Annotated in this window: 26 protein-coding genes; 8 read left to right on the top strand and 18 right to left on the bottom strand. The window is 64.2% G+C overall.

Translation table 11 applies throughout. From position 1 onward, the window contains the following. Both Q1J79_RS02940 and Q1J79_RS02935 read right to left on the bottom strand, forming a co-directional pair. Positions 1-674 (bottom strand): LrgB family protein (locus Q1J79_RS02940; RefSeq protein WP_300296288.1); only part of this gene is annotated, 674 nt, incomplete at its 3' end. Continuing rightward, positions 671-1,066, bottom strand: coding sequence for a CidA/LrgA family protein (locus tag Q1J79_RS02935; RefSeq protein WP_300296285.1), 396 nt, complete (start codon positions 1,064-1,066; stop codon positions 671-673). The genes Q1J79_RS02935 and Q1J79_RS02940, both read right to left, overlap by 4 nt. Between Q1J79_RS02935 and Q1J79_RS02930 the strand changes: the two genes are divergently transcribed. Then, entirely contained in the window at positions 1,065-1,211 is a 147-nt protein-coding gene (locus Q1J79_RS02930) for a hypothetical protein (protein ID WP_300296282.1), read from the top strand. The genes Q1J79_RS02935 and Q1J79_RS02930 overlap by 2 nt on opposite strands. Positions 1,212-1,228: 17 nt before the next feature. Here Q1J79_RS02930 and Q1J79_RS02925 read toward each other — a convergent pair whose 3' ends face one another. Further along, a complete protein-coding gene (locus Q1J79_RS02925; RefSeq protein ID WP_300296279.1) occupies positions 1,229-1,999 on the bottom strand; it encodes a methyltransferase domain-containing protein in 771 nt (256 codons plus the stop codon). A 46-nt stretch (positions 2,000-2,045) separates the two neighbouring features. On the opposite strand from Q1J79_RS02925, the gene Q1J79_RS02920 reads away from it, so the two are divergent. Then, entirely contained in the window at positions 2,046-2,552 is a 507-nt protein-coding gene (locus tag Q1J79_RS02920; RefSeq protein ID WP_300296276.1) for a thioesterase family protein, read from the top strand. Positions 2,553-2,654: 102 nt separating this feature from the next. Here Q1J79_RS02920 and Q1J79_RS02915 read toward each other — a convergent pair whose 3' ends face one another. Genes Q1J79_RS02915 through Q1J79_RS02895 form a run of 5 tightly spaced genes read right to left on the bottom strand, consistent with a single transcriptional unit; the run spans position 2,655 to position 8,403 of the window. After that, complete coding sequence (locus Q1J79_RS02915) at positions 2,655-2,939, bottom strand: cupin domain-containing protein (protein ID WP_300296274.1); 285 nt, start codon at positions 2,937-2,939, stop codon at positions 2,655-2,657. A gap of 11 nt (positions 2,940-2,950) precedes the next feature. Continuing rightward, the gene (locus Q1J79_RS02910) at positions 2,951-3,778 is read right to left on the bottom strand and encodes an RNA methyltransferase (protein ID WP_300296271.1); all 828 of its coding nucleotides are present in this window, start codon (positions 3,776-3,778) and stop codon (positions 2,951-2,953) included. Positions 3,779-3,782: 4 nt separating this feature from the next. After that, positions 3,783-5,390: a citramalate synthase gene (cimA, locus tag Q1J79_RS02905; protein ID WP_300296268.1), complete on the bottom strand. Its 1,608-nt coding sequence runs from the start codon at positions 5,388-5,390 to the stop codon at positions 3,783-3,785. A 17-nt stretch (positions 5,391-5,407) separates the two neighbouring features. Beyond that, positions 5,408-6,733: a glutamate--tRNA ligase gene (gltX, locus tag Q1J79_RS02900; protein WP_300296265.1), complete on the bottom strand. Its 1,326-nt coding sequence runs from the start codon at positions 6,731-6,733 to the stop codon at positions 5,408-5,410. Next, the gene (locus Q1J79_RS02895; protein ID WP_300296262.1) at positions 6,730-8,403 is read right to left on the bottom strand and encodes an NAD+ synthase; all 1,674 of its coding nucleotides are present in this window, start codon (positions 8,401-8,403) and stop codon (positions 6,730-6,732) included. The genes gltX and Q1J79_RS02895 overlap by 4 nt, the downstream gene beginning before the upstream one ends. A gap of 158 nt (positions 8,404-8,561) precedes the next feature. Here Q1J79_RS02895 and Q1J79_RS02890 point away from each other — a divergent pair, with 158 nt between their 5' ends. After that, a complete protein-coding gene (locus Q1J79_RS02890; protein WP_300296260.1) occupies positions 8,562-9,545 on the top strand; it encodes an NADP-dependent oxidoreductase in 984 nt (327 codons plus the stop codon). Positions 9,546-9,560: 15 nt separating this feature from the next. Here the strand turns inward: Q1J79_RS02890 and Q1J79_RS02885 are convergent, their stop codons facing one another. Beyond that, positions 9,561-10,097 (bottom strand): TetR/AcrR family transcriptional regulator, encoded by a 537-nt coding sequence (locus Q1J79_RS02885; RefSeq protein ID WP_300296257.1) that lies wholly within the window; start codon positions 10,095-10,097, stop codon positions 9,561-9,563. Positions 10,098-10,223: 126 nt separating this feature from the next. Here Q1J79_RS02885 and Q1J79_RS02880 point away from each other — a divergent pair, with 126 nt between their 5' ends. Beyond that, positions 10,224-11,240, top strand: coding sequence for an alcohol dehydrogenase catalytic domain-containing protein (locus Q1J79_RS02880; protein WP_300296254.1), 1,017 nt, complete (start codon positions 10,224-10,226; stop codon positions 11,238-11,240). A gap of 44 nt (positions 11,241-11,284) precedes the next feature. Here Q1J79_RS02880 and Q1J79_RS02875 read toward each other — a convergent pair whose 3' ends face one another. The 9 genes from Q1J79_RS02875 to dctP all read right to left on the bottom strand — a co-directional run bounded on the left by Q1J79_RS02875 (position 11,285) and on the right by dctP (position 22,115). Next, positions 11,285-13,081, bottom strand: coding sequence for a TRAP transporter fused permease subunit (locus Q1J79_RS02875; protein WP_300296251.1), 1,797 nt, complete (start codon positions 13,079-13,081; stop codon positions 11,285-11,287). A gap of 27 nt (positions 13,082-13,108) precedes the next feature. Next, entirely contained in the window at positions 13,109-14,083 is a 975-nt protein-coding gene (locus Q1J79_RS02870) for a TAXI family TRAP transporter solute-binding subunit (protein WP_300296249.1), read from the bottom strand. Between the two features lie 45 nt (positions 14,084-14,128). Continuing rightward, positions 14,129-15,310: a nicotinate phosphoribosyltransferase gene (locus Q1J79_RS02865; protein WP_300296247.1), complete on the bottom strand. Its 1,182-nt coding sequence runs from the start codon at positions 15,308-15,310 to the stop codon at positions 14,129-14,131. Beyond that, the gene (locus Q1J79_RS02860) at positions 15,294-16,682 is read right to left on the bottom strand and encodes a class II 3-deoxy-7-phosphoheptulonate synthase (RefSeq protein ID WP_300296244.1); all 1,389 of its coding nucleotides are present in this window, start codon (positions 16,680-16,682) and stop codon (positions 15,294-15,296) included. Before Q1J79_RS02860 ends, Q1J79_RS02865 begins: the two co-directional genes overlap by 17 nt. Positions 16,683-16,884: 202 nt before the next feature. Then, positions 16,885-18,294 carry an FAD-linked oxidase C-terminal domain-containing protein gene (locus Q1J79_RS02855; protein WP_300296241.1) on the bottom strand — a complete coding sequence of 470 codons (1,410 nt, stop codon included), beginning with the start codon at positions 18,292-18,294 and terminating at the stop codon, positions 16,885-16,887. A gap of 72 nt (positions 18,295-18,366) precedes the next feature. Continuing rightward, on the bottom strand, positions 18,367-19,371 hold the full coding sequence (locus tag Q1J79_RS02850) for an alpha/beta fold hydrolase (RefSeq protein ID WP_300296238.1): 1,005 nt from the start codon (positions 19,369-19,371) through the stop codon (positions 18,367-18,369). Then, complete coding sequence (locus Q1J79_RS02845) at positions 19,371-20,681, bottom strand: TRAP transporter large permease (RefSeq protein WP_300296235.1); 1,311 nt, start codon at positions 20,679-20,681, stop codon at positions 19,371-19,373. Before Q1J79_RS02845 ends, Q1J79_RS02850 begins: the two co-directional genes overlap by 1 nt. Next, on the bottom strand, positions 20,681-21,181 hold the full coding sequence (locus Q1J79_RS02840) for a TRAP transporter small permease (protein ID WP_300296232.1): 501 nt from the start codon (positions 21,179-21,181) through the stop codon (positions 20,681-20,683). The genes Q1J79_RS02845 and Q1J79_RS02840 overlap by 1 nt, the downstream gene beginning before the upstream one ends. A gap of 28 nt (positions 21,182-21,209) precedes the next feature. Beyond that, positions 21,210-22,115, bottom strand: a complete 906-nt coding sequence (gene dctP, locus Q1J79_RS02835; protein WP_300296229.1) for a TRAP transporter substrate-binding protein DctP — start codon at positions 22,113-22,115, stop codon at positions 21,210-21,212. On the opposite strand from dctP, the gene Q1J79_RS02830 reads away from it, so the two are divergent. From Q1J79_RS02830 to Q1J79_RS02815, 4 genes are all read left to right on the top strand, one after another. After that, a complete protein-coding gene (locus Q1J79_RS02830) occupies positions 22,114-22,266 on the top strand; it encodes a hypothetical protein (RefSeq protein WP_300296226.1) in 153 nt (50 codons plus the stop codon). The genes dctP and Q1J79_RS02830 overlap by 2 nt on opposite strands. 127 nt (positions 22,267-22,393) lie before the next feature. Beyond that, positions 22,394-22,840, top strand: coding sequence for a MarR family winged helix-turn-helix transcriptional regulator (locus Q1J79_RS02825; protein ID WP_300296224.1), 447 nt, complete (start codon positions 22,394-22,396; stop codon positions 22,838-22,840). A gap of 67 nt (positions 22,841-22,907) precedes the next feature. Next, positions 22,908-25,241: an ATP-dependent helicase gene (locus tag Q1J79_RS02820; protein ID WP_300296221.1), complete on the top strand. Its 2,334-nt coding sequence runs from the start codon at positions 22,908-22,910 to the stop codon at positions 25,239-25,241. 17 nt (positions 25,242-25,258) lie between these two features. Next, entirely contained in the window at positions 25,259-26,170 is a 912-nt protein-coding gene (locus Q1J79_RS02815) for a 50S ribosomal protein L11 methyltransferase (RefSeq protein ID WP_300296218.1), read from the top strand. Positions 26,171-26,254 lie beyond the last annotated feature (84 nt).

The following is a 26,254-nucleotide window of genomic DNA, read 5'->3' as shown; positions in this document are numbered from 1 at the left end:
TTCAGCCCCATGGCGATGCCGGCGAAGGTGCCGGCCAGCGGATGCACCTGGAAGGCGCGCGCCGTGCCGATGCCGTGCGAGGCCAGCCCCGCCGCGAAGCCGCGCGCCCGCCAGTCGCGAATCTTCACGGCATTCATCAGCGGCGTGACGATGATGGCGCCGAGGATGCCGGTCAGCATCACCAGCACGGCGGTAAGCGCCGGATCGCCGCCCAGCGTCTCGGATATGCCCATCGCCACCGCCGCCGTTACCGATTTCGGCGCCAGCGACACCAGCACATCACGCGGCACGCCGAAGGCCTGGGCCACCAGCACGGCGGAAGCCAGCGCCACGACTGAGCCCACGACCAGCGCGGCCAGCATCGGCAGCATGGCGCGCAGCACCACCCTGCGATGCTCATAGAGCGGAAAGGCCAGCGAGACCGTGGCCGGGCCGAGCAGGAAATGCACGAACTGGGCGCCCTCGAAATACGTGTGGTAGGGCGTGCCGGTCAGATACAGCAGCGCGGCAATCGCCGCGACCGAGAACAGCACCGGATTGGCCAGGGGATGCCGGCCGGTGGCGGCCGACAGGCGGTCCATCACGGCATAGGCGCCAAGCGTGACAGTGAGCCAGAGCAGCGGCGTGCGCGAGAGGAAAACCCAGAGCGCAAAATCAGGTGCCGACTGCGTCACGGCGCTGCGTCCTCGCTGCCATTCTCGCCCAGCAGGCGGCTGACCGCGAGGAAGGTGAGCACGGTGGCCAGCAAAGCCAGCAATGTGGAGACCACCAGCGCGACCGCCAGGGCAATACCCCAGGCCCCGAAGACATCCAGCCGCTGCACCACGCCGACGCCGGCCGGCACGAATAACAGCGACAGATGCGCGAGGATGCCGCGCCCGGTGGCCGGCAGGCGATCATTGGTCAATTCAGCCGGCAGGCGGGCGGCGAAGCGCTCACGCAGCGCCAGCAGACCCAGCATCATGACCATGCCCAGCACGGGGCCGGGCAGCGACAGGCCGACGCCACGCACAACGGCCTCACCGGCGAGCTGGCAGAGCAGGATGGCGGCAAAGGCGGCGATCATGCTGCCAGCTTCGCGCACCCGCCTGCTGGCTGCAACGGGTACATCCGTCCCCGACGCCGTCATGCTCGGGCTTGACCCGAGCATCCACGTCTTCTTTATAAAAAAACTCGTGGATGGCCGGGCCAAGCCCGGCCATGACACCTAAAAACTGAGAACCGGTCCCTAAAGCGGTTTCTGCGCCAGGATGAACAGCCGGCGGAAGGGAAACAGCGTGCGGCCGTCGTCTTCCTTCGGATAAGCCGCTGCGACGCGCTGGCGGTAATCGGACTCAAACGTGCTACGCTCGGGTTCCTCCAGCCGGTCGAGAAACTGCTTCAGCCAGGTGCCCTTGGTATATTCGGCCACCGGGTTGGCGCCCGACAGCACCTGCATATATTCGGTTTCCCAGATTTCCAGGCTGGCGGTGCGCTCATGCAGCAGGCGCCAGTAAGCCTGCGGTTCGGCCACCGGGCGGCGGCGCAAATGCGGCTCCAGCTTCGGCCGCCAGGGCCCCAGCTCGATGGCATCGACGATACAGGTATGCGACTTTGCTTCGAAATTGCGCGGTATCTGGATGGCCAGCCAGCCGCCGGGTTTGATGCAGTCCAGCAGGCCGGGGATCAGCGCGTCGTGGTCGGGCAGCCAGTGCAGCGCGGCATTGGAATAGAGCAGATCAACGGGGGCCTCGGGCCGCCAGGTGGCGATATCGGCCAACACGAAGCGCGCGGCGGGATAATCCAGCCGGGCTTTTTCCAGCATGGCGGCCGAAGAATCGACTCCCGTGAGCACGGCCTGCGGCCAGCGCTGCTGGATCAACGGCGAAAGGTTGCCGGCGCCGCAGCCCAGATCGACCACATTAGCAGGCGCCACCAGCGGGATGCGCGCCAGCAGGTCCACAGCCGGTCGCAGCCGCTCGCCGGCGAATTTCAGGTATTGCGTCGGGTCCCAGGTCATGGAAGGAAAGGCTACCGGGAGAAACGGAAACGACAAGGGAAAAACGATGAATTCTTCTCAAGCCGCCTTGGATTACGTGCAACCCCTGGACCTGACCGGGATGCGGGTGAAGCCCGAATATATCGATGCCAACGGGCATATGAATGTCGGCTATTACAACGTGATCTTCGACCAGGCGCTGGATGGATTCTTCAAGCCCCTTGATCTTGACTGGAGCTATGTGCAGCGCACGAACCTGTCGACCTTCGTGCTGGAGACCCATGTCTGCTATCTGCAGGAGGTGGTGGAGGGCGACGATTTGCGCTTCACCTTCCAGCTTCTGGGCCATGACACCAAGCGCATCCATTACTTCATGGAAATGCACCACGCGACAAAAGGCTATCTCGCCGCCACCTCGGAACAGGTGCTGGTGCATGTGGACCTGACCACGCGCAAATCCTGCCCCTTCCCGCCCGAACACCAGGCTTTGTTCGCCCGCATGATGGACGGCCACGGCAGACTGCCGAAACCGGCACAGGCGGGGCGGAGTATCGCGCTGGGGAAGAAAGGATAGCCTCAATCGTCATGCCACGGCTCGGCCGTGGCATCCACGTGTTGCTTTAAAAAGAACTCGTGGATGCTCGGGCCAAGCCCGAGCATGACAAAGGTGATGTGGTTACAGCTTGATCTCGACTTCCACAAAGGCCATCGGGGCGCTGCCTGCGTTGATCACGTCATGCGCCACGCCCTTGGGCCGCGAATAGCTGCCGCCCGCCTTCATCTCGATGATGCTTTCCTTGCCGTCCTTGTCGATCAGCTTCATGGTCGCGTCGGTCAGGTAGGTCACCGCATAGGGATATTCATGGACATGAAAGCCGGTTGAGGCGCCGGGCGCGAAGTCCCAACGCGTGATGCGCACGCGTTCGTCATCTGCCTGCTGGGTCGGTACGGCCTGGGTCATGACTTTCTCCTCTAGTCGGCTGGGGGCTTTTTGCGGCGTTGCGAATAGGGTGCCCGGCGCGGCCGGCCCAGCGCAATCGCTTTCAGCATGCCGCGAAAAGTGTGCACTTCCTGGGATGCCAGCGGCACGCGCTGCAGCAGGCTGCGCAGGTTGCGCAGGATGGTGCCGCGTTTGGCCTCCACATTGTGGAAGAAACCGGATTCATCCAGCTCCGTTGCCAGGTGCTCGAACAGGCCCTGCAACTCCTCCTGCGACGCAAAGCCGCCGCGCACGGTATCCATGCGGCTGGGCGGCGTATCGTCATTCGCCGTGAACCATTCATAGCCGAGCAGCAAAACGGCCTGCGCCAGGTTGAGCGAGGAAAAGCCCGGATTGAGTGGCACGGTGATGCCGATATGGGCCAGCGCGACATCCTCGTTGTCCAGCCCGGTGCGTTCGCGGCCAAACAGGATGCCGACACGATGACCTTCCGCCTCCTCCGCCCGCATGCGGTGCGCAGCTTCGCGCGGCGTGACGATCTCTTTCATCATGTCGCGATGCCGCGCCGTGGTGGCATAGACGCGATGCAGGTCTGCCACGGCCTCGGCGGTGGATGTGAACACGCTGACCGCATCCAGCACCGGGTCGGCCTTGCTGGCCAGAACATAGGCCGAGGGATTCGGCCAGCCATCGCGCGGATTGACCAGGCGCAATTCGGTGATGCCGCAATTGAGCATGGCGCGCGCCGCCGCGCCAATATTCTCGCCCAGCTGCGGCTCGACCAGCACAATCACCGGGCCACGACGCAGAGGGCCTGGCGGCGCGTATTTACCCAGCTTGGGCCGGTTGGTGCCGCTCATGGCCTTACTTCGAAGGCTGGGCGCCGTCGCGCAGCAGTTTCCATTGGATCGAATCCATCAGCGCCACGAAGGCGGCATCGATGATGTTGGGTGACACGCCCACGGTGAACCAGCGATTGCCCTGCCCATCGGCGGATTCGATCATCACGCGGGTGGTGGCTTCGGTGCCGCCATTGAGGATACGCACCTTGAAATCGACCAGCCGCAGGTCGTCGATATAGGCCTGGTAGCGGCCAAGATCCTTGCGCAGGGCATGGTCCAGCGCGTTGACCGGGCCATTGCCCTCGGCCACCGAGAACAGCGTCTCGCCGTCCACGTTCAGCTTCACGGTGGCTTCCGATATCGTGACCAACTCGCCCTTGGCGTTGTAGCGGCGCTCGACCATCACGCGGAAACTGCGGATCTTGAAGAATTCCGGCATCTGGCCCAGCGTGCGGCGCGCCAGCACCTCGAAACTCGCCTCGGCACCGTCGTAGGAATAGCCTTCCGCCTCGCGCTGCTTCACGTCGTCGAGCAGCAGGTTGAGCCTGCTGTCGTTCGGATCGTAAGGGATGCCAGCCTCGGTGAGCCGCACCAGCAGGTTGGAACGACCGGCCTGATCCGAGATCAGGATCTGCCGCTTGTTGCCCACGCTTTCCGGCGGCACATGCTCGTAGGTGCGCGGATCTTTCATCACCGCCGAGACATGCAGCCCGCCTTTATGGGCAAAGGCCGAAGCGCCGACATAGGCGGCATGGCGGTTGGGCGCGCGGTTGAGCAGCTCGTCCAGCGTGCGCGAGGTGGCCGTCAGATGCGTCAGGTCCTGCTCATTCATGCCGATATCGGCATGATCGCGGAACCAGGGTTTCAGCATCAGCGAGGGGATCAGGGCGATCAGGTTGGCATTGCCGCAACGTTCGCCCAGGCCGTTCAGCGTGCCCTGCACCTGGCGCACGCCGGCCTTCACCGCCATCAGCGAATTGGCCACGGCATTCTCGGTGTCGTTATGGGTGTGGATGCCGAGCCGGTCGGCCGAACCCAGCCTGGCGGCCAGTTCGCCGACGATGCGCTCCACCTCGTCGGGCATGGTGCCGCCATTGGTGTCGCACAAAACGGCCCAGCGGGCGCCGGCATCCAGCGCCGCCTTCACGCATTGCGTGGCGAAATCGGGATTGGCCTTGTAGCCATCAAAGAAATGTTCGGCATCGAGCATCGCCTCGCCGAATTTCTTGTGTGCGGCGGCGATGCTGTCGGCGATCAGTTCAATATTTTCGGCCTTGGTGATGCCGAGCGCGACATCGACCTGGAAATCCCAGCTTTTGCCCACCAGGCAAGCGGCGTCGGCCCTGGCATCCAGGATGGCGGCCAGACCCGGATCGTTGGCGGCCGAACGGCCCGGCCGTTTGGTCATGCCGAAGGCGACGAATTTCGCCCGCTTCAGCGCCGGCTTGACGGAGAAGAATTCGCTGTCAGTCGGGTTGGCGCCGGGCCAGCCGCCTTCGATATAGGCCACGCCCAGCTTGTCGAGCGCGCGCGCGATCAGGCGTTTGTCCTCGACCGAGAAATCAACGCCCTGGGTCTGCGCGCCGTCGCGCAGGGTGGTATCGAACAGATAAACGCGGTCCTTCGCCATGATGCTCACGCCTAACCCTAATGACCATGCAGGCGCGACAGCACCCGCTCCCGCCCGATCAGGGGCAGCAAAGGCGCCATTTCGGGCCCCTTGTCGCGTCCGGTCAAGGCCAAACGCAGGGGATGAAATAACGCTTTTCCCTTCGCCCCCGTCTTGGCGGAAATCGCCTGGCTCCAGGCTTTCCAGGTCATGCTGTCCCAGGGTTCGGGCGGCAGGGTCTCGATGGCAGCCTGAACCAGTGCCGCATCCTCGATCACGGGGCTGATCGTGCCTGCCACCACCGGCCACCATTCGGTCGCCTCGGCCAACCTGCCGATATTGCCGCGGATGGCGAGCCAGAAGGCCTCGGTCGCGCCTGCGGGCAGGCGGTCGCGCACGACAGAAAACGGCGTGACATGCAGGATGCGGGCATTGAGCAGGTCCAGCTCATGCGGATCGAGCCGGGCCGGCGCGCGGCTGAACCGGCTTAAATCAAAACCGGCCACCAGCTCGGCGGGCGTGAAATGCGGCTCGACCGGATCGGCGGAGCCGAGCCGAGCCAGCAGGGAGTTCAGCGCCATCGGCTCGTAACCCTGTTCGCGCAGATCGGCCAGCGAGAGTGAGCCGATGCGTTTCGACAGGCCGGCGCCCTCGGCATCCAGCAGCCAGGAGAAATGCCCGAAGACCGGCACGGCATAATCCAGCGCCTGGAATAACTGGATCTGCGCCGCCGTGTTGGTGACGTGATCCTCGCCGCGGATCACATGGCTGATGCCGAATTCACCGTCGTCGACCACGGAAGACAGCGTGTAGAGCGGATAACCGTCGGAGCGCACCAGCACCGGGTCGCTCAGCGAGGCCATGTCGATCTCGGTATGGCCGTGGATCAGGTCGTCCCAAGCAACATTCCCGGGCTCCAGCCGGAACCGCCAATGCGGCTTGCGCCCCTCGGCCTCCAGCTTCGCGCGGTCGGCATCGCTGAGTCTCAGCGCGGCGCGGTCATAGACCGGCGGCTTCTTCTGGCTGAGCTGGATCTTGCGGCGCAGCTCCAGTTCCTCCGCCGTTTCAAAGCAGGGATAGAGCCGGCCGGCGGCTTTGAGTTTCTCGGTGGCCGTGCGGTAGAGGTCAAACCGGTCGGACTGCTTGGCAAAACGATCCCAGTCCAGCCCGAGCCAACGCAGATCAGCCTCGATGCCGGCGGCAAACTCCGCCGTGGAACGGCCGGTATCGGTGTCGTCCAGCCGCAGCAGGAACGTACCGCCATGTTTGCGCGCATAGAGCCAGTTCAGCAGAGCGGCGCGCGCATTGCCGACATGCAGCCGGCCGGTGGGGCTCGGCGCGAAACGGACGGCAACGGCAGTCATTTAGACAAATCCCGGAAGGCGTTGGTGATCGGATAGCGGCGGTCGCGGCCGAAATTGCGCGCGGTGATCTTCACGCCGGGCGGCGCCTGGCGACGCTTGTACTCCGCGACATAGAGCATGTGCTGGATACGACGCACGACAGCCTCGGGCTGCCCGGTCGCCACGATGTCGCGCACCGGCATCTCCTTCTCGATCAGCATTTCCAGGATGGCATCGAGCTGCCCATAAGGCGGCAGGCTGTCCTGGTCCAGCTGGTTCTCGCGCAGCTCGGCCGTGGGCGGGCGCACGATGATGCTGTCGGGGATCACCTCGCCGGCAGGGCCGAGGCCACCGGCGGGCACATGGGCATTGCGCCAGCGGGAGAGCGCGAAGACCGTCATCTTGTAGACGTCCTTCAACACGGAATAGCCGCCGCACATATCGCCGTAGAGCGTGGCATAGCCGACCGACATTTCCGACTTGTTGCCGGTAGTGAGCACCATGTGGCCAAACTTGTTGCTGATCGCCATCACGGTGACGCCGCGCACGCGGGCCTGGATATTCTCTTCCGTCGCGTTGGCCGCGCGACCGGCAAAGATCGGGGCCAGCATGCCGGCAAAAGCCTGCACGGCGGGTTCAATCGGGATCGTGTCGTACTTGATGCCGAGCGCGGCAGCGCAGGAAGCGGCATCATCGAGACTCTGCTGCGAGGTATAGCGCGAGGGCATCATCACGCAATGCACCTTGTCGGCGCCCAGCGCATCCACCGCCACCGCCGCTGACAACGCGGAATCGATGCCGCCGGACAGGCCCAGCACCACGCCGGGGAACCGGTTGCGCGTGACGTAATCGCGCAGGCCCACCACCATGGCCTGATAGATCGCGCTGAGGCGATCCAGCGGTTCCGCCACCGGGCCGACCTCGCAATGCCAGCCATCGTTGCCGCGGCGCCAGTCGGTGATCTGCAGATGCTCGACGAAATCAGGCTGGCGCACCACCATGCGGCGGTCGGCATTCAACACGAAGCCACCACCGTCGAACACCAGCTCGTCCTGGCCGCCGATATAGTTCACATACAGCAGCGGCAGGCCGGTTTCGACCACGCGGGCGACGCCCAGGTTGAGGCGTGTATCCCACTTGCCGGCCTCAAACGGCGAGCCGTTCGGCACGATCAGCATTTCGGCGCCGGTCTCGGCCAGGCATTCGGCCACATCGGGCAGCCACATATCCTCGCAGACCATCACGCCCAGCCGCACGCCGCGAAACGGCACCGGCCCGGGCAGCGGACCCGCGCTGAACACGCGCTTTTCGTCAAACACGCCGTAATTGGGCAATTCATGCTTGAAGCGGGTGGCGGCGATGGCGCCGCCATCCAATAACAGCGCGGCATTGTAGAGTTTGCCGCCCTCGCGCCAGGGCGAGCCGACCAGCAACGCCGGGCCGCCATCAGCGGTGAGCGCGGCCAGGGCCTGCACGGCCGCCTCGCAGGCCTCCTGCACCGAGAGGCGCAGCACCAGGTCTTCCGGCGGATAACCGACCACGCAGAGCTCTGGGAACACCACCAGATCGACGCCAGCCTCGGCCGCGCGGACGCGGGCAGCCTCGATCAGCCGGCGGTTGCCGGCGATATCGCCCATCACGGGGCTGATCTGGGCCATGGCGATCTTGAGGCGGTCGGGGGCGGCGGACATCTTTGGACGGGTCTGGTCTGGGTTGGGGACGCAAGAGTTAACCCTACGGCAGGTTTATCTCAACGCCATCGACAGTTTACATTGCCAGATGGCACGTTAGATAGCCCCGCAGCGGGCAAAGGGAGGGCCAAATGGCCGGGAAAAATATTCAAGTCCTGATGAAACAGCACCCCAAGGGCTGGGTGACCGAGGAGGATTTCGAGATCGTCGAACGCGACATCCCGAAACCCGGCCCGGATCAGGTTCTGGTGCGCAACATCTATCTCTCGCTCGATCCCTACATGCGCGGCCGCATGGACCCAGTGCGCTCCTATGCCGCCCACCTCAAGCCCGGCGACATGATGGGCGGCGGCACGGTGGGCCAGGTGATCGAAAGCAACGTCGCGGCTTTGCCGGTCGGCACCTATGTCAACGGCATGCTGGGCTGGCAGGGCTATGCCGTGGCCAAGGCCAACGAGTTGCGCGTGCTGGACCCGAAGGTGGCGCCGATCTCCACCGCGCTGGGCGTGCTGGGCATGCCGGGCGTCACCGGCCATTACGGCCTGATGGAAATCGGCCAGCCCAAGGCGGGCGAGACCGTGGTGGTTTCGGCCGCCTCGGGCGCGGTGGGTTCGGTGGTGGGCCAGGTCGCCAAGATCAAGGGCTGCCGCGTGGTGGGCATCGCCGGCGGCCAGGAGAAATGCGACTACGTGGTGAAGGAACTGGGCTTCGATGCCTGCGTCGATTACAAGGCGCCCGACATGCAGGCCGCCTTCAAGGCCGCCACGCCTGACCGCGTCGACGTCTATTTCGAGAATGTCGGCGGCGAGATCATGGAGATGGTGTTCGGCCGGCTGAACAGCTTCGCCCGCGTGCCGCTCTGCGGCATCATCAGCCAGTATAACGGCCAGCCCTACCCCTTCACCGGCATGCGCCACATCCTGGTCAACCGCGCCAAGGTGCAGGGTTTCATCATCTCCGAGCATATGGGCTACTGGCCCGGTGCCATCATGGAAATGGCCGGCTGGATCAAGACCGGCAAACTGAAATACCGCGAGGACATCGCCGAAGGCCTGAACAATGCGCCACAGGCTTTCATCGGCCTGCTGAAGGGCAAGAACTTCGGCAAGCAGCTGGTGCGGATCGGACCGGACAAGGCATAGCCGCCCTGTATAGCGTCAGGCTCGGGGTTCCCGTGCAACCAGATCGGCGAGAATCTCGCCGCTAACCTGCAGCGGCACCGCTGACTGGGCGACACGCGCGGCAACCAGCGCGCCCTCGAATGCGGCAAAAATGGAAATGGCGAGCGCGGCGGCCCGCTCCTGCGGGATGCCGTCCCTGAGCAGACCGGCGGTGATCGCCGCCGTCCATGATTCGAATGCATTCCGGCAGGCATCGGTCATGGCCGGCGATGCGGGAACGGTCTCGAGCGCGACGGTGGTGACCGGACAGCCTTTCTGGAAGCCGGACCGTTTCAGGGATGCCGCCCCGGCCACGAACAGCCGGCGGATACCGTCCGCCGCGGAATCCGCCCGGGAAAAGCAGTCCTCCATCATTCCGGTGACGGAAGCCGCCGCCACCTCGACGGCAGCCACACCCAGCTGTTCCTTGCCCCCTGGAAAGTAATGATGCGCCGAACCCCAGGGCGCACCGGACTCCTGAACCAGGCGGCGCCACGATGTCGCGTGATAACCCTCCCGCTGGAACAGGTCCATGCCGGTCAGAATCATCCGGTCGCGCGGCGGAGAGGGGTGTTTTGGCATCGGCCTTGACTATGACGACTGTCCTATAATAGCGTCCACGCCGAACTAAGACAATCGTCATAATCAGAGGCCCCGCCGATGCAGCAACTCACCCTGACCGGGGTTCGGACCCTCGAATGGCTGGAGGTGCCCGAACCCCGCCTGCCCTCGCCTCTGTCCGCCATTGTCCGCCCGGTGGCCGTCGGTGTCTGCGACTTCGACCGGGCCGTTGTCACAGGCCGCTATCGCGCCCTGCGCCACCCGATTGCCGTCGGACATGAAATCGTTGCCGACATCGTCGAAGTCGGCACGGCCGTGCGCAACGTGACGGTCGGAATGCGGGTCGTCCTTCCGCTGCACATATCCTGCGGCACCTGTCCAAGCTGCGGTGCCGGCCGGACCAACAGCTGCAGCTCCCGCCCGGCTCTCACCAATTTCGGTCTCGGACCGGCCGGTGGCGACCAGGGCGGCGGGATGTCGGACCTGCTGGCCGTTCCTTATGCCGACGCGATGTGCGTGCCGCTTCCGCCCGGAGTCAGTGCGGCCGACTACGCGGCTGTCGGCTGCAACCTGGTCGACCTCTATCGGGCCATCGTTCCACATCTGGATGCCTATGCCGAACCTTCGGTGCTGCTGGTCGGCGGTGCCTTGCACAACATGGCACTCTATGGAATTGCCCTGGCCCGCGCGCTCGGCGTCAGCCGCATCGATTATCTTGATGACGATCCGGAACGGCTCGAAGCAGCGGAATCCATGGGCGCCCATCCAGTGACATCGGCAGCAAAGCCGACAGAACGGCATCCGATCATGGTGGACTGCAGCGGAGATCCCGAACGGCTGTCGCTTGCCCTCACCCGCGTCGACAGGGGCGGTGTCTGTACCCTCGTCTATCCCTATGCCGAAACCTTTCCGCTTCCGGTAGGGGCGATGTTCGCCAGAAATGTGACCACGATTGCCGGACAGCCGCATGCTCAGGCGCTGATCGCGCCGGTTCTCGACCTCATCCGGCAGGGCCGATGGAGTTCGACATCGATTCCCGTCGAAATCCTGTCCTGGGACAAGGCACCGGGAGCATTCGGTTATGGAACGACAAAACGGATTTTCGTGCGCGAGTAGCTACAACGGCGGATTACCGGTCAGCACCATTTCCCCGGTTGCGGTCAGCCGATGCCGTAGACGAAAATCATTGCGGCGCCGGCAATCCCGGCCGCCGCGCCGGTCAGCCAGTTTTTTGCCCCGCCGATCAGTCCATAAGACAGCAGCGTCAGGCCCAGACCGATCTTTGCCGTGGCGGCCAGCGCCAACCATGGCGCCTCGGCCAGCATCATCAGCGCCGGATTGGCGACAAAGCCGAGCGGGATAAGGAACAGGCCCAGGCCGATCCGCATCGCCATGCCGGCGACCGGCAGCCATGGCGTGCCGGCAATCGAGGCGGCAACGAACACCGTGCCGCAAACCGGCGGCGTGATGGTGCAGAGCAGCGCATACCAGAAGACAAACATATGGGCATGCAGCTCGGGCAGGCCGAGCTTGACCAGCGCCGGCCCGGCGACGGCCACGCAGATCAGGTAGGCCGCCGTGGTCGGCAGTTCCATGCCAAGGATAATGCAGGCCAGCGCGGTCAGGGCCAGCGCCGCCCATAGATGGCCTCCGGAAAGATCGAGGATCAGGCCGGTGATCTTCACGCCGAGCCCGGTGGCGTGGAAGACACCAACGATCAAGCCTGAGCAGATGATGATGGCGGCGATCAAGGCGATCTGCCGCGCCGCATCGACCAATGCCACGGCGAAACGGCCGGCGAATACGGCGGGCGACAGGCGCCGACGTGGCCCGTCCCACAGCAGCATCGCTACGGTGATGGCCGTCGCCATCATCGCCGAATAGGCAGGCGAATAGGCCAGCACCAGCAGCATGACGATCAGGATCGCCAGCGGTACGGCAAAAAACGGCGCCGTGGCCGAAGCCTGGCGCCAGCCCGGCAGCTGGTCGGCCGGCAGCCCCTTGAGCCCGAAACGCAGGGCAAAGTAATGCACGCCGACCCAGGCGACGAAAAAGAACAATACCGCCGGCAGGATCGAGGCAACGGCGATATCGGCATAGGGCTTGCGGATCAGCTCGGCCATGATGAAGGCGGCCGAGCCCATCACCGGCGGCATGATCTGGCCGCCGGTGGAGGCCACGGCTTCGACGGCGGCCGAGAGCGGCCGGGGATAACCCATGCGGATCATGCCGGGAATGGTGATGGCGCCAACCGAGGCGACATTGGCCGAGGCGGAACCGGAAATCGTGCCATACAGCGCCGAGGCCAGGACCGAGACCTTGGCGGCCCCGGCGCGATAGCCCCCGGCCATCTGGGTTGCCAGCGCCATGAAGCCCCTGCCCGCCTCGCCAGCCGAGACGGCGGCGCCGAGAATCATGAAGGGCACGATCAGGTCGATGGAAATACCGGTCAGTTGTCCCCAGAGGCCGCCTTCAGCCAGCACGAGGCTGCCGAGGAAATAATCGATCGGCAAACCGGGATGGCCGAGCGTGCCCGGCAGATGCTGGCCGAAAAAGCCATAGAGCAGACAGAGCACGGCGACGGCGGGCAATACGGGCTGCACCGCGCGCCGTGCCGCTTCCAGCGCGACCGCGATCAGGCCGAAGGCCAGCACAAACTGCCAGAGGCTGCCATCAAGCGAGCCATACTGATCGAGGATCGCCTTGCGGCCAATGATGAGATACGCCGCGCCAATCAGCCCGAAACCGCAGGCGGCATAACCGATCCAGCGCTCGATGGCATTGCGGTATGGGACGAACAGGAAAATCCAGGGCAGCGCGGCCGCAAAATGCAGCGGCCGGCTGACCAGATTGGGCACCAGACCGGTGAAGATGAGCCAGATATGGATGCCGACAGTGATCGCGGCGCAGAAAAGAAGAACCCAACCCGGCCGCGTGCCGGCATCCTGTGACTGCATGATATGCTCTGGTACCTGGCCGAGTGCTTACTGCATGCTGGCGGGAACGTTCACGCCAGCTTCCTTGTAATACTTCAACGCGCCCGGATGCAATTTGGTGTTGCCAAGCGCCCCAATCAGATCGGGCTTCACCGCCGCCCACCACGGATTGGTCTTGGCCATCTCGTCCTTCTTGGACCAGAAAGCCTTGACGATGGCATAGGCGGTGGCGTCGTCCATATGCGTGGTGCCATAGGCGCCGACCGGCACGCCGACGGTGGGCGTATCGACATCAACGCCCTTATAGGTGCCCTTGGCGATGGTGATCGGGCTGGACGACGGATCGTTCTTGGCCAGGGTTTCGGCCTGCTGAGCGCTGATCGGCAGGATGCGGATCGCGGTGGTGGTGGCCAGTTCCTGCAACTGTGGCGTCGGATGCGACGAACAGGTGGCATAGCCAGTGACCTTGCGGTTCTTCAACGCGTTGTCAGCCGAGGCCAGCTCGACATCGACGAAGTTCACCTTGTCCTCAAGACCGAGCAGCTTGAAGATCGTGCGGGTGCGGCCGTCGCAGAAGGTGCCGCGACCGCCGGAGATAAAATCCTTGCCGGCCAGATCGGCGATCTGCTTCACGCCGCTGTCATCGCGCACCACGAAATGCACGGTCACATAAGGCATGACGAACAGGGTGCGAATGACGTCGTAGCCGGTCTCGCCCTCGAAGGGCTTCTTGCCCTCACGGGCCGAGGCGATCAGGCTGGGTGGCGTGGTGAAAACGAAATTGCCCGGCCGCTTGCCGGCTTCCTTCACATTCTGCACCGAGCCCTGGCTTTCCTCGACCGTGGCCTGGATCTGCCCCTTGGTCTCGGCGCGCAGCACCTCGCCCAGCTGCACCATCATCACATAATAGGATGACGAGGCAGTGGCGGATTTCAGCGTGATGCGGGTCTGCGCGATGGCAGGTCCCGCCGCACACGCGGCGACAGCGGCGGCAATAGCAAAACGTGCGACCAGACGGCGCATGGATGATCCTCCCCAGGATTTCAAATGTAGGCGAACAGTTTTGGCTCAGCCGCCCGGCTTGCGCAACAGGAATTCGCGACCGACCTTCACGCTGGGCTGACCGTCATAGGCGACGATGTCCGCCGTGGCATAGGTTTCCGTCCAGCTGTCGGGCAGATAAGACCCGGTACCAACGATGTCGATCGGCGCCGACACGCTGGCCATCACCTTGCACTTGGCCGCATTGAAACCCGACGAGGCAACGATCTTCACATTGATGAAGCCGGCGCGATCAAGGCTGGCGCGCATGTGATAGATGGCTGCGGCCGACACGCCGGTGCCGACCAACCAGCGCAGCTCCTGCTCGGTACGGTACTGACGAATGGCATTGGGAACATGACGTTCCAGCACGGCATAAGATGCCTGCGGATCCAGTCCCTCTATATAGCGGCCGCCATGGGTATCCAGCCGCACTGCCAGCCGGCCTTCATTGGCGGCATCCGGGAAACGGTTACAGACCGCCAGCGCATCGGTGACTTCCTGGCCGTAGTAATCGACCAGCACGGTGAGCTGTTCGCCGGTGAAGGTCTCGGCATAGAGCTCGGCGGCGCGCAAGGTCGAGCCGGCATAGCCGATCAGGGCATGCGGCATGGTGCCGAAGCCCTTGTCATTGCCAAAATAATGCGCCGTGGCATCCGTGGCGTTACCGATGAAGCCCGCGGCACCCACATCGCGCCGCGCCGCGCGGCCGCCCACCGAGGCGGCATAGGCCATCAGCTCGGCCATCTCGGCGCCGGCGCAGTGCCGCGCATCCATCGCCAGGAAGCGCGCATTCGGCATGTCACAGCACATCGAATAGGCGTTATAGGCGGCGACGCAGGCGGGGCCGAGCTTTTGCAGGTAGATTGTTTCCAGATCCACGATCTGCGACATGGCACCGCTGATATAGAGCAGCGGCTCACCGGCGCCGACCCAGGTGCCTTCCTCGTGCAGCAGGTCGATCCTGACGCTGACGCCACGCGCGGCGGCCACCTTCTCGATCCATTCCACCATCAGGCGCGGACAGAATATCACCGGGCGGCGCATGAACACCGCATAGGTGACCGTCTTGTCGCCATAGCGCTGGACGATTTCCTTGGTCTTCTTGAAATAGGCGTCGGTATGCGCCGCGATCTGACGCTCCAGTTCGGCCGCCTGGGCCGGCGGCACGAGCTGGGTCACGGTCTTGCTGTCAGGCTTGGGCGACATGCCGCTGGCTGCCACGGTTCATACGCTCGAGCTTCAGCATCTCGGCGATCAGGAAGGCCAGCTCCAGCGACTGCGAGGCATTCAGCCGCGGATCGCAATGGGTGTGATAACGGCTGGACAGGTCATCGTCGCCGATGGCCTGGGCGCCGCCCATGCATTCGGTGACGTCCTGCCCGGTCAGTTCCAGATGGATGCCGCCGGCATGGGTGCCTTCGGCCAGATGCACCTCGAAGAACTGCCGCACTTCCGACAGGATGCGATCGAACGGCCGGGTCTTGAAACCCGATGCCGAGGTGAGCGTGTTGCCATGCATCGGGTCGCAGGACCACACGACGCTGCGACCTTCCTGGGCCACCTTGCGCACCAGCGCCGGCAGGTGCTTGTGCACCTTGTCATGGCCCATGCGGGCGATCAGGGTCAGGCGGCCCGGCTTGTTCTGCGGGTTCAGCGCATCGATCAGGCGGATCAGCTCATCCGGATCGGTGGTCGGGCCGCATTTCAGACCAAGCGGATTGATCACCCCACGCAGGAATTCGACATGGGCGCCATCGGGCTGACGGGTGCGGTCCCCGATCCACAGCATATGCGCCGAGGTATCGACCCACTCGCCCGAAGTGGAATCCACGCGGGTCATGGCCTGCTCGTAGCCGAGCAGCAGAGCCTCGTGGCTGGTGTAGAAATCCACGCTGCGCAGTTCCGGGGTTTTCTCCGGCGTAATGCCGCAGGCTTCCATGAAATCCAGGGTCTCGGTGATGCGGGCCGCCACATCCTGCCACCGCTCGGCTTCCGGGCTTTTCGCCACGAAGCCGAGATTCCAGCCATGCACGCGGTGCAGGTCGGCATAACCGCCACTGGCGAAGGCGCGCAGCAGGTTCAGCGTCGCCGCCGCCTGGCTGTAGGCCTGCAGCAGGCGGCCCGGATCGGGCTGGCGACCGGCAGCATCGAAATCCATGCCATTGATGATGTCGCCGCGATAGCTCGGCAGCTCGACGTCGCCACGCTTCTCGGTCGCCGACGAACGCGGCTTGGCGAACTGACCCGCGAGACGCCCGACCTTCACCACCGGCAAAGCGGCACCGAAGGTGAGCACAACGGCCATCTGCAGCAGCACGCGGAAAGTGTCGCGGATATTGTTGGCGCTGAACTCGGCAAAGCTTTCGGCGCAGTCGCCGCCCTGCAGCAGGAAGGCGCGGCCCTCCGCCACCTTGCCCAAAGCCGCAGTCAGGTTGCGCGCCTCGCCGGCGAAAACCAGCGGCGGGTACTTGGCAAGCTTCTCCTCGGCTGCGGCCAGGGCTGCCGCATCGGGATAATCCGGCACCTGCTTAATCGGCTTGCTGCGCCAGCTATCGGGGGACCATTTCCGCGCACTCATCGTCTTCGTCCTCGGCTCTATGTCTCTTGAGGGCCTCTTGGGCACTAACTGCTTGTAGACTTACGGGTTTTCAGACTTTTCAGCATAGGTCGGCAGCGAGCGCTTTTCCAGCGACACCAGCGGCCAAAGGCAACGATCGCCAGGTTTGGCCGCCACAAGAGCCAGAAAAGCCAAGCCGGCCAGTGTTTTGGCCGGATTTGCTTCAGATGCTAAATATCTTGCCCGGGTTCATCAGGTTGTCGGGATCGAGCGCCTTCTTGATCGCCCGCATCACCGCCACCGCCTCGCCATGCTCGGCGGTGAGGTATTTCATCTTGCCCCGGCCGATGCCGTGTTCGCCAGTGCAGGTGCCGTCCATGCGCAACGCGCGATGCACCAGACGCTCGTTGAAGGCCTCGATAGTCTCGATCTCGGCCGGGTTGTTGCGGTCGAGCACGATGGCAAGATGGAAATTGCCATCGCCGACATGGCCAACCAGCGGCGCGGTCAGGCCGGTTTTCACCACATCCTCCTTGGTCTCCAGGATGCATTCGGCCAGGCGCGAGATCGGCACGCAGACATCGGTGGCCCAGACCTCGCAACCCTTGCGCAACGCCTTGGCGGCATAGGCCGCATCGTGGCGCGCCTGCCACAGCTTGGCGCGTTCCTCGGGCTTGGTGGTCCACTGGAAATTGTTGCCGCCATGGTCGGAAGCGATGCCCTGAACCATTTCGGCCTGCTCGGCCACGGCCGCCTCGGTGCCATGGAATTCCAGCATCAGCAGGTTCTGCACCGGCATGTCGGTCTTGGAGTAGCTGTTGATCGCGGCGACCTGCACGTCATCCAGCAGTTCGATGCGCGCCACCGGGATGCCGGCCTGGATGGTCTGGATCACGGTGTTCACCGCCCCTTCCAGGGTGGCAAACGAGCAGATCGCCGACGACATCGCCTCGGGGATGCCGTAAAGCTTCAGCGTGATCTCGGTGATGATGCCAAGCGTGCCTTCCGAGCCGGTGAACAGCCGGGTCAGGTCGTAGCCGGCGGCGGATTTCTTGGCGCGCTTGGAGGTGCGGATGACGCGGCCATCGGCCATCACCACGGTCAGCGCCAGCACATTCTCGCGCATGGTGCCATAACGCACCGCATTGGTGCCGCTGGCGCGCGTGGAGACCATGCCGCCGATCGAGGCATCGGCGCCCGGATCGATCGGGAAAAACAGGCCGGTATCGCGCAGGTATTCGTTGAGCTGCTTGCGCCGCACGCCGGGCTGCACCACCACGTCGAGATCCTCGGCATTCACCTGCAGCACCTTGTCCATCTGCATCAGGTCGATGCTGATGCCGCCCTGCAAAGCGGTGACATGGCCTTCCAGCGAGGTGCCGGCGCCATAGGGAATGATCGGCAGGCCATGGGCGGCGCAGATCTTCACGATTTCGGCGACTTCCTCGGTGGAATGCGGGAAGGCCACGGCATCGGGCGGAAACGGCGGATTCCAGGATTCGTCGCGGCCATGCTGATCGCGCACCGCCTGGGCCATGGTCAGCCGGTCGCCGAGCAACTGCTTCAGCGCGGCAAGCGTCGTCTCGGTGGCGGCGGGGGACAAGCGGGACTGGACGGCGGCGACGGGGGCCATGGGCGTTTCTCCTTTTTGAAGAGCCGGAACATTACCGCGAATCGTCGGGCAGAATGGAGTCTTTTCCGGTCCTCAAAAAGCTGCGGCACGAGCCAAGAAAATCGACCCCGCAAAGGCCAGCACGGCCTCCTGAACCTGCCAAGCCTGCCGCTCGGCCCCGATGAAATGGGTCCCATGGCTGATTTCGACATAGCGCTTGACGCGTGTCCCGAGGCGGTCAAACAGGGCCAGCGCATCGCTGCGCGTGGAAGTGGTGTCGCGGCTGCCGCGCAGCAGCAAGGTTGGCATGGTGATATCGGCCGGGTCATACAGAGGGCGCAGCGAATACGCCTCGAACAGGTCCAGCAATGCCCCATTGGGTACCCTGAGGGCCGATGGCACGTCTGCGCCCGGCGGCAGCCCAGCGGCAATCTCATCTCGCATCATCGCGGCAAGGACCGTCTCGTCGCGGAACTGCGCGACGCTGCCTTCGGGAATTTCGGCATCCCAGCGGATTCGCGCTTCCGCCTCGGTCACCTGCCGGAAGGCCCCCAAGGCTGGATTCGGCCGTTGGCGGTTGCCCGGATCAGCGATCAGGTCCAGCCATCCTGAATTGGTCTCTGCGAAAATGGGGGCATGAAGCACCAGGCCGGACAGCTTCCCCTTGCCGGCTCCAGCGGCATAGCAACCGCCGGTGATCGTGCCCCATGACCCGCCCACCAGAAGAATGCGTTCGCAGCCCTCACGCGAACGGATGAAATCGGCCACCAGGTCGATATCCCGCACCGCCTGCTGCGCACGCGCATAGGGGGCGGCCGCTTTCGCCATGGCCTGCGAAGGTGAGTCCGCATACCCGCGGACATCGAGCGCATATGCCGCCATGCCGACCTGCGCGGCGCGCTCGAGGAAGCTCATGCCCGGCAGGCCGATATCCCATATCGCGCTGGCGAACGTGGCTCCGTGTACGAACAGGATGGCGCCGGCCGGCCTTCCCGGCTCTGCCGGTCGGCATTCGCGCACATGGATGCGCAGCTCAGGTTCGTCAGGTTGCGGCAAATGATGCGCGGCGCGGCGCACCGGCGTGAAATCGGCGCCCATCAGAACCTCTCAGGCAGGAAGGTGACGATGGCCGGAATCAGGGCCAGCACGAACAGGCCGCCGACGAAAATCGCGACCACCGGCCAGGCGGCGCGGAAGACCGCCTGCATCGACAGTCCGGGGACCGCCCCCTTGAGGGCAAACAATGTGTAGCCGAAGGGCGGCGTCAGGCTGCCGATGGTGAGGTTGATCAGGAATAACGTCCAGAACCAGATGGGCTCGAAACCGTAATGCTGCATGATCGGTTCGTATAGCGGGATCGCCAGCAGCATGAAGGCAATCTGGTCGATAAACATGCAGATAATGAAGGGCACCAGCATCAGGATGAACAGCATCAGCCATGGCCCCACCTGCAGCGCGGTGACGAAATCGACCAAACCCCGGGTCGCGCCTGAAAAGGACAGGACCTGGCCGAACAGCTTGGCGCTGGCCACGATCAGCAGGATCATCGCGGTCAGGCGGGTGCCGTCCCAGAACGCGGCGCGCAGCATGGCAAAGCTGAGCCGCTTGTAGATCGCCGCCACCACCATCGCGCCGAGCACCCCGGTTGCCGCCGCCTCAGACGGCGTCGCCACCCCGGCGAGGATGAAGCCCATCACCGAGACGATGATGATCGTGAAGGGCAGCACCCATACCACGGCCTTGGCTACCTCGCGCACCGTCAGCGACGGCGCATCCTCGCGGTCGGTCGGCGCGGCTGACGGCCGGCGCCACATGACAAGCCCGACATGCCCAAGCATCATCAGCGCCAGCAGGATGCCGGGGCCGATACCGGCGATCAGCAGGCCGGCAATCGACACGTCCTTGACCAGTGAACCGACCACCACGACCAGCAGGCTGGGAGGAATGATCGGCGCAAGGCTGGCGCCGCCCAGGATCACCGAAGCCGACAGGCTGCGGTCGTAGCCATGCTCCGTCATGCGCGGATAAACCGAACGCCCAAGCATGGCGGCCACGGCAACCGCCGAGCCGGACAACGCGCCGAAAATCGCGGACAGCGCAATGACCACGACATACAGCCGACCACGCACGCGGCCGATCAGGGTATTCACCGAGCTGAACAGGACCTCGACCGATCCGGAGCGAAACAGTATCTCGCCCAGCAGGATGAACAGCGGAATCGCCACCAGGCTTTCCGAGGTCGCCGTCTCATAGATCGAGTTGGCAAACAGCCCGAAAGCCCTGGTGCCGAACAACAGTCCAACGCCAAGGATATTCACGACCAGGAAGGCGACAAAGATCGGCAGGCCAAGCGCCATCAGGCCAAGCAGCGCGGCAATCGCCAGCACAAGGGTGGAAGCCCAATCCATCACCTGGCCTCTTCTGGTTTAGCCGTCAACAGGGCATGCCGCAGGAACTGCAGGGCGGTCAGAAACAGCCCGAAAGCAACCGTGCCGGTAATCAGGCCCTTCGGAATGGGATGCACGCCCAACGTGAGGATATCCTGCTCGAACTGCCGGATGGCCTCGCTGCCTACAATCCAGGCCGCCCCCAGCGTTGCCACAGTGGAAGCCGCCGCCAGCAGACGGATGACGACGGCCCGGCGCGCTTCGCCGAGCCGCTCGACCAGCAGGGCGATGGCGATATGCCCGCCGGTGCGCGCGACATCGGGGGCGGCAAGGAAAATCGCGCCCGCCAGCAGATAGGTGACGACATCGTTGGCCCATTCGGTCGGCGCGTTGAAAAAGAAACGCGCCGCCACTTCGTAGCAGTAGCTTGCCACCGTGCCGGCAAGCATGGCGGCTGCGACGGCCGACAAGGCGATTGTCAGACCGTCGAGCCAACCGGCGATGCGGGTCAGGGGGAGCATGACACTTTCCCCGATATCCGCCGGCGCCTCAGCGGGTCATCCCCGCCTTGCGCGCAAGCGCGCGCAGGCCTTCGGCATCCACCTTGGATTTATCCACGGCAACCTGCCAGACGCCCTCTTCCCACAACGCCTCAAGACGCGAAGCATCCTGCGGAAGGAATGCGGTCTGTATCATGCCAAGCTTCTTGAGGTCTTCCAGTTCGCGCTTGGCCAATTCATCGTACCGGGCCAGCGAAGCGATTTCGAGTTTGCGCGCCTCGGCTTCGATGGCTGCGCGATCCTCCTTGGACAGGCCGTTCCAGGCCTGCAGGTTCATGAAGATCATGACCCCGACCTGCCCGAAAACCGGATCGACGTAGTATTTCGCGACTTCATACCATTTGAAGTCCTTGGCCCCGGTCAGGCCCCATGCCGCGCCGTCGATCACGCCCTTCTGCAGGGCGGTATAGATTTCACCGCCCGCCATGTTGACCGGAGCGCCGCCAAGCGCGCGGATCATCGGATGATAGGACACCGTTCCGCGCACCTTGCGGCCCTCGAAACCGGGACTCTTGGTGATCGGCTCGCGCAGGAAATAACGGAAGCCCTTGCTGCCAGTGGCCGGCGCTGCGATCAGCTTCAACCCGTGTTTGCGGTAATGCGCGTCGATATAGTCGATGATGCCGGCTGTCCGGCGCTTCTCCGGGTCAACCGCGATCGCGTCGATCGCCAGCCCCACCGCCGTCGTGCCGGAATGATAGGCCGGATGGGTGAACAGCAGTTGGAAGACCCCAGCCTGTACCGGCTGAAACTGCTCGAAGGTGGGAACGGCATCCGGCCCGGACAGCGCGATACTGACCCGCCCTGCGGTCGCGGTCTTCACCTTGGCAATAAAGGGTTTGGCGATTTCTTCGGTATAAGTGAAATTGAGCGGGAAACCGGACACCATTTTCATGTCCGCCGCCGCCGGCCCCGACAGCATGACAGAGCAGATTCCGAAAGTGAGCATCGCGAATGTGGCGCGCATCGTGATTTTCCTCCCCGTTCCCGCCGTGCAGGCGGGTTTTTCTTTGTTACAGGCAGCATCCGTTATAAGTTCCATATAGAACCTATGTCAAGTTCTATATGGAACTATTATCCCAAACCGGAGTATCAATTTTGGCCAAGACGTCCCGGAAGACAGGTCGCCCGATCGCAGCAGAAACTCCCGCGAATGATGACCTGACTCGCAACATGCTGGCGGAAAATGCCATCGGCGAAGCATGGCGGATCTGCTACCTCGCCAACCTCTTCGTGTTTCCGCTCTATGCGCAATTCGAGAAGGAATACGACGTCCTGCGGCCGGAATTCGTAGTTCTGTTCTGTCTTTCCCATCACCAGCCGCTGATCGCCCAGAACATCGTCGACATGTCCGGTCTGCCGAAGAACACCCTCAGCAGGGGCGTGAACCGCCTGCTTGCCCGCGGCCTGATCCGGCGCAGCGACGATGCCGGCGACCGCCGCAAGGGCCTGCTCAGCCTGACCACAAAAGGCCGTGAGCTGTTCGACATGCTAATGCCGCAAATGATCGAGCGGCGCGCCCGGCTGCTGAGCGGACTGGATACCGCGGAAATCCAGCAGATCGGAAGGCTGCTGCTCAAGATGGCGGAAGCGGCCACAAAGAGCCTCGCCAGCACCTGAGGCGAATGGATCAATTCCACCGGCAGCGCGGGTGGCGAGCGCCGCACGCTTGCGCTATCTATCCGCCATGTCCGCTGACCCCTTCGACCTGTCCGGATTCGAGCCGGAAAATAGTCCTCCCGCCGACCCGGCCGCTGCGGCAGCATTGCCGCCGCCGGACTGGCTGACGCGGCTGAACGAGGCGCAGGGCGCGGCGGTGAACCAGCTGGACGGCCCGCTGCTGGTGCTGGCCGGCGCCGGCACCGGCAAGACCCGCGTGCTGGTCTCGCGGCTGGCCCATATCCTGTATCGCCGGCTGGCCTGGCCGAGCCAGATCCTCGCCGTCACCTTCACCAACAAGGCCGCCCGCGAAATGCGCGAACGCGTGGAGAGACTGGTCGGCAATGCCGTCGAGGGCCTGTGGCTGGGCACCTTCCACGGCATCGCCAACCGCATCCTGCGTCGCCATGCCGAACTGGTCGGCCTGAAACCGAATTTCACCATCCTGGACGATGACGACCAGCTGCGCCTGATCAAACAACTGATCGAGGCGGAAGGCCTGGACGAGAAGCAGGTGCCCCCTCGCCTGCTTAAAAGCCAGTTCGATCGCTGGAAGGATCGTGGCCTGGGCCCGGCCAAAATCCCCGACAGCGAAAGCGGTTTCGCCGAGGGCAAGGGCGCCGGGCTGTACCGGCAGTATTGCGCCCGCCTGCTGCAGCTCAATGCCTGCGATTTCGGTGACCTGCTGCTGCATAACCTGACGCTGTTCCGCGAACACGCCCAGGTGCTGCAGAAATACCAGCACCAGTTCCGCTACATCCTGGTGGATGAATACCAGGACACCAACGTGGCGCAGTATCTGTGGCTGCGGCTGCTGGCGCAGACGCACAAGAATATCTGCTGCGTGGGCGACGACGACCAGTCGATCTATGGCTGGCGCGGCGCCGAGGTGGGCAACATCCTGCGCTTCGAGCAGGATTTCCCCGGCGCGAAGATCGTGCGGCTGGAACGCAATTACCGCTCCACCCCGCATATCCTCGGCGCAGCTTCCGGCCTGATTGCCCATAACGAAAGCCGGCTGGGCAAGACGTTGTGGACCGACCTGAACGAGGGCGAGAAGGTCATCGTGCAGGGCGTGTGGGACGGCGACGAGGAAGCCCGCATGGTGGGTGATGAAATCGAGGCGTTGGAGCGCGAGAAGATTTCGCCCAACGAAATCGCCATCCTGGTGCGCGCCGGCCACCAGACCCGCGCCTTCGAGGAGCGCTTCCTCACCATCGGCGTGAAATACCGCGTGGTCGGCGGCCTGCGTTTCTATGAACGCCGTGAAATCCGCGACGCCATCGCCTATTTCCGCGTGCTGATGCAGCCCGACGACGACCTGGCCTTCGAGCGCATCGTCAACACGCCCAAGCGGGGCCTGGGCGAAAGCACCCTGCAGATGCTGCACAAGGCGGCGCGGGCCGCGGGCAAGTCGCTGACCGCCACGCTGTTTGACCTGCTGCAGACCGACGAGATCAAGCCCAAGCAGCGCAACACGCTGAAAAAACTGATGGCCGATTTCGAGCGCTGGCGCCGCCAGGCCGCCGAGCTGCCGCATACGGAAGTGGCAGAGATTCTGCTGGAAGAATCCGGCTATATGCAGATGTGGCAGGAGGACAAGTCGCCCGAAGCACCAGGCCGGCTGGAAAACCTGAAGGAACTGATCGGTGCACTGGCCGAGTTCGAGAATTTTGCCGGGTTCCTCGACCACGTCGCGCTCGTGATGGATACCGAGAACAGCGAAGACGCCGAGATGGTCAGCCTGATGACCCTGCATGCGGCGAAGGGCCTGGAATTCGACTACGTGTTCCTGCCCGGCTGGGAAGAAGAGCTGTTTCCCAGCCGTCGTTCACTGGAAAGCAACGGCACGGCTGGCCTGGAGGAAGAGCGCCGGCTGGCCTATGTGGGCCTGACACGGGCGCGCAAACGCGCGCATGTCACGTTTGCCGCCAACCGCCGCATCTATAACCAGTGGACTTCGGCGATCCCGTCCCGCTTCCTCGACGAACTGCCCGCCGAGCATATCGAGCAACGCGCGCAGCCGGGCCTGTATCACGGCAACCAACGCACCGGCTATATCGGCGGCGGTTTCAGCGAAAGCGCGGCCAAGGCCGGCGGCTATCAGGGCACGAGCTGGGATTTCTCGCCGCAATATCCACGCAGCAAAGGCGGCCTGATCGAAGGCCGCGCGCGCCGCATCGAGGATGACGATGTCGTGCAGCGCAGCCCCGACGACGCTGCGTTCAATATCGGTGACCGCGTGTTCCATCTGAAATTCGGCTACGGAAAGATTCGTGGCATCGAGGGCAACAAGTTGCTGATCGGTTTCGAAAAGGCCGGCGAAAAACGCGTGATCGCTTCCTTCGTCGAGAAAGCCTGAGTCGAGAAAGCCTGAGAATGCCCCTCTCCCCTGAATTCTGGTCGGTCGAACTGGATGTGCCGGTCGACCTGGTGGCTGCCGCCGAGGACATGCTGGGCGACGAGGCACTGGCGGTCACGTCGTATGAGGTACTGAAGCCCGGCGTGGCGGTCAGCCCTGACTGGCGCGTGCAGGTGCTGTTCGATACGCCGCCGGATCAGAAGCTCTGGCGCAGGCGGCTGGGCGAAATCGCCGATGCCCTGGGTATTCCCGCCGCGATCCGCTTTGCTCACCTGCCGGCGCAGGACTGGGTGCGCCATACCAACAAGCTGAACGCACCGATCCGCGCCGGACGTTTTTTCCTCCATGGCGCCCATGATTCCGATGCGGTTCCGCCGGGCAGTTTAAGCCTGCTGCTGGATGCGGGCCTGGCTTTCGGTACCGGCCGCGCGCCGTCCACCTATGGCTGCCTGCTGGCGATCGACGATCTCTGCCGCAGCCATGCGCCGCGGCGCATGCTCGACATGGGCACCGGCTCGGGCGTGCTGGCCATGGCGGCGGCCAAGGCCGGTGCGTGGCAGGTGCTGGCGGCCGATATCGATCCGGTTGCCGTCGCCGTGACGCAGGACAACATCCGCCTGAATGGCCTGGCCGGCCGCATCACGGCACTGACCGCAAGCCGGCCGGACGATCCACGGCTGAAGGCGGGCGGCCCCTATGATCTGGTGGTGGCGAACATCCTGGCCGAGCCGCTCTGTCGCATGGCGACAGGCCTGAGCCACCTGGTGGCAGCCGGTGGGCATCTCGTGCTGTCCGGCCTGCTGGCGCGCGAGGAGCGCCTGATCGTCGCCCGCTATCGGGCGGCGGGACTGCATTTTGGCGGGCTCAGCCTTGCGCGGCGCATTCCGCGCGAAGGCTGGCATACCCTGGTTTTTAAACGCCGCGCCTGAGGCGGCGTTCCGGCCCTGGTTTTTAAACACCGCACCTGAGGCGCGGCGCCGGCGTCGCCTTAAGCGGCGACGACTTCCTTCTGC

The sequence above is a fragment of the Ferrovibrio sp. genome (assembly GCF_029255545.1).
Lineage (GTDB): Bacteria > Pseudomonadota > Alphaproteobacteria > Ferrovibrionales > Ferrovibrionaceae > Ferrovibrio.
This window is presented reverse-complemented; position numbering and strand designations above follow the sequence as displayed.

What these genes read in the sequence shown, in the direction of transcription:
- Q1J79_RS02930 (WP_300296282.1), top strand. Translation starts at nt 1,065, where the DNA reads ATGCTGCCAGCTTCGCGCACCCGCCTGCTGGCTGCAACGGGTACATCC.
- Q1J79_RS02935 (WP_300296285.1), bottom strand. Translation starts at nt 1,066, where the DNA reads ATGATCGCCGCCTTTGCCGCCATCCTGCTCTGCCAGCTCGCCGGTGAG.
- Q1J79_RS02925 (WP_300296279.1), bottom strand. Translation starts at nt 1,999, where the DNA reads ATGACCTGGGACCCGACGCAATACCTGAAATTCGCCGGCGAGCGGCTG.
- Q1J79_RS02920 (WP_300296276.1), top strand. Translation starts at nt 2,046, where the DNA reads ATGAATTCTTCTCAAGCCGCCTTGGATTACGTGCAACCCCTGGACCTG.
- Q1J79_RS02915 (WP_300296274.1), bottom strand. Translation starts at nt 2,939, where the DNA reads ATGACCCAGGCCGTACCGACCCAGCAGGCAGATGACGAACGCGTGCGC.
- Q1J79_RS02910 (WP_300296271.1), bottom strand. Translation starts at nt 3,778, where the DNA reads ATGAGCGGCACCAACCGGCCCAAGCTGGGTAAATACGCGCCGCCAGGC.
- cimA (WP_300296268.1), bottom strand. Translation starts at nt 5,390, where the DNA reads ATGGCGAAGGACCGCGTTTATCTGTTCGATACCACCCTGCGCGACGGC.
- gltX (WP_300296265.1), bottom strand. Translation starts at nt 6,733, where the DNA reads ATGACTGCCGTTGCCGTCCGTTTCGCGCCGAGCCCCACCGGCCGGCTG.
- Q1J79_RS02895 (WP_300296262.1), bottom strand. Translation starts at nt 8,403, where the DNA reads ATGTCCGCCGCCCCCGACCGCCTCAAGATCGCCATGGCCCAGATCAGC.
- Q1J79_RS02890 (WP_300296260.1), top strand. Translation starts at nt 8,562, where the DNA reads ATGAAACAGCACCCCAAGGGCTGGGTGACCGAGGAGGATTTCGAGATC.
- Q1J79_RS02885 (WP_300296257.1), bottom strand. Translation starts at nt 10,097, where the DNA reads ATGGACCTGTTCCAGCGGGAGGGTTATCACGCGACATCGTGGCGCCGC.
- Q1J79_RS02880 (WP_300296254.1), top strand. Translation starts at nt 10,224, where the DNA reads ATGCAGCAACTCACCCTGACCGGGGTTCGGACCCTCGAATGGCTGGAG.
- Q1J79_RS02875 (WP_300296251.1), bottom strand. Translation starts at nt 13,081, where the DNA reads ATGCAGTCACAGGATGCCGGCACGCGGCCGGGTTGGGTTCTTCTTTTC.
- Q1J79_RS02870 (WP_300296249.1), bottom strand. Translation starts at nt 14,083, where the DNA reads ATGCGCCGTCTGGTCGCACGTTTTGCTATTGCCGCCGCTGTCGCCGCG.
- Q1J79_RS02865 (WP_300296247.1), bottom strand. Translation starts at nt 15,310, where the DNA reads ATGTCGCCCAAGCCTGACAGCAAGACCGTGACCCAGCTCGTGCCGCCG.
- Q1J79_RS02860 (WP_300296244.1), bottom strand. Translation starts at nt 16,682, where the DNA reads ATGAGTGCGCGGAAATGGTCCCCCGATAGCTGGCGCAGCAAGCCGATT.
- Q1J79_RS02855 (WP_300296241.1), bottom strand. Translation starts at nt 18,294, where the DNA reads ATGGCCCCCGTCGCCGCCGTCCAGTCCCGCTTGTCCCCCGCCGCCACC.
- Q1J79_RS02850 (WP_300296238.1), bottom strand. Translation starts at nt 19,371, where the DNA reads ATGGGCGCCGATTTCACGCCGGTGCGCCGCGCCGCGCATCATTTGCCG.
- Q1J79_RS02845 (WP_300296235.1), bottom strand. Translation starts at nt 20,681, where the DNA reads ATGGATTGGGCTTCCACCCTTGTGCTGGCGATTGCCGCGCTGCTTGGC.
- Q1J79_RS02840 (WP_300296232.1), bottom strand. Translation starts at nt 21,181, where the DNA reads ATGCTCCCCCTGACCCGCATCGCCGGTTGGCTCGACGGTCTGACAATC.
- Q1J79_RS02830 (WP_300296226.1), top strand. Translation starts at nt 22,114, where the DNA reads ATGTCCGCCGCCGCCGGCCCCGACAGCATGACAGAGCAGATTCCGAAA.
- dctP (WP_300296229.1), bottom strand. Translation starts at nt 22,115, where the DNA reads ATGAAAATGGTGTCCGGTTTCCCGCTCAATTTCACTTATACCGAAGAA.
- Q1J79_RS02825 (WP_300296224.1), top strand. Translation starts at nt 22,394, where the DNA reads ATGCTGGCGGAAAATGCCATCGGCGAAGCATGGCGGATCTGCTACCTC.
- Q1J79_RS02820 (WP_300296221.1), top strand. Translation starts at nt 22,908, where the DNA reads ATGTCCGCTGACCCCTTCGACCTGTCCGGATTCGAGCCGGAAAATAGT.
- Q1J79_RS02815 (WP_300296218.1), top strand. Translation starts at nt 25,259, where the DNA reads ATGCCCCTCTCCCCTGAATTCTGGTCGGTCGAACTGGATGTGCCGGTC.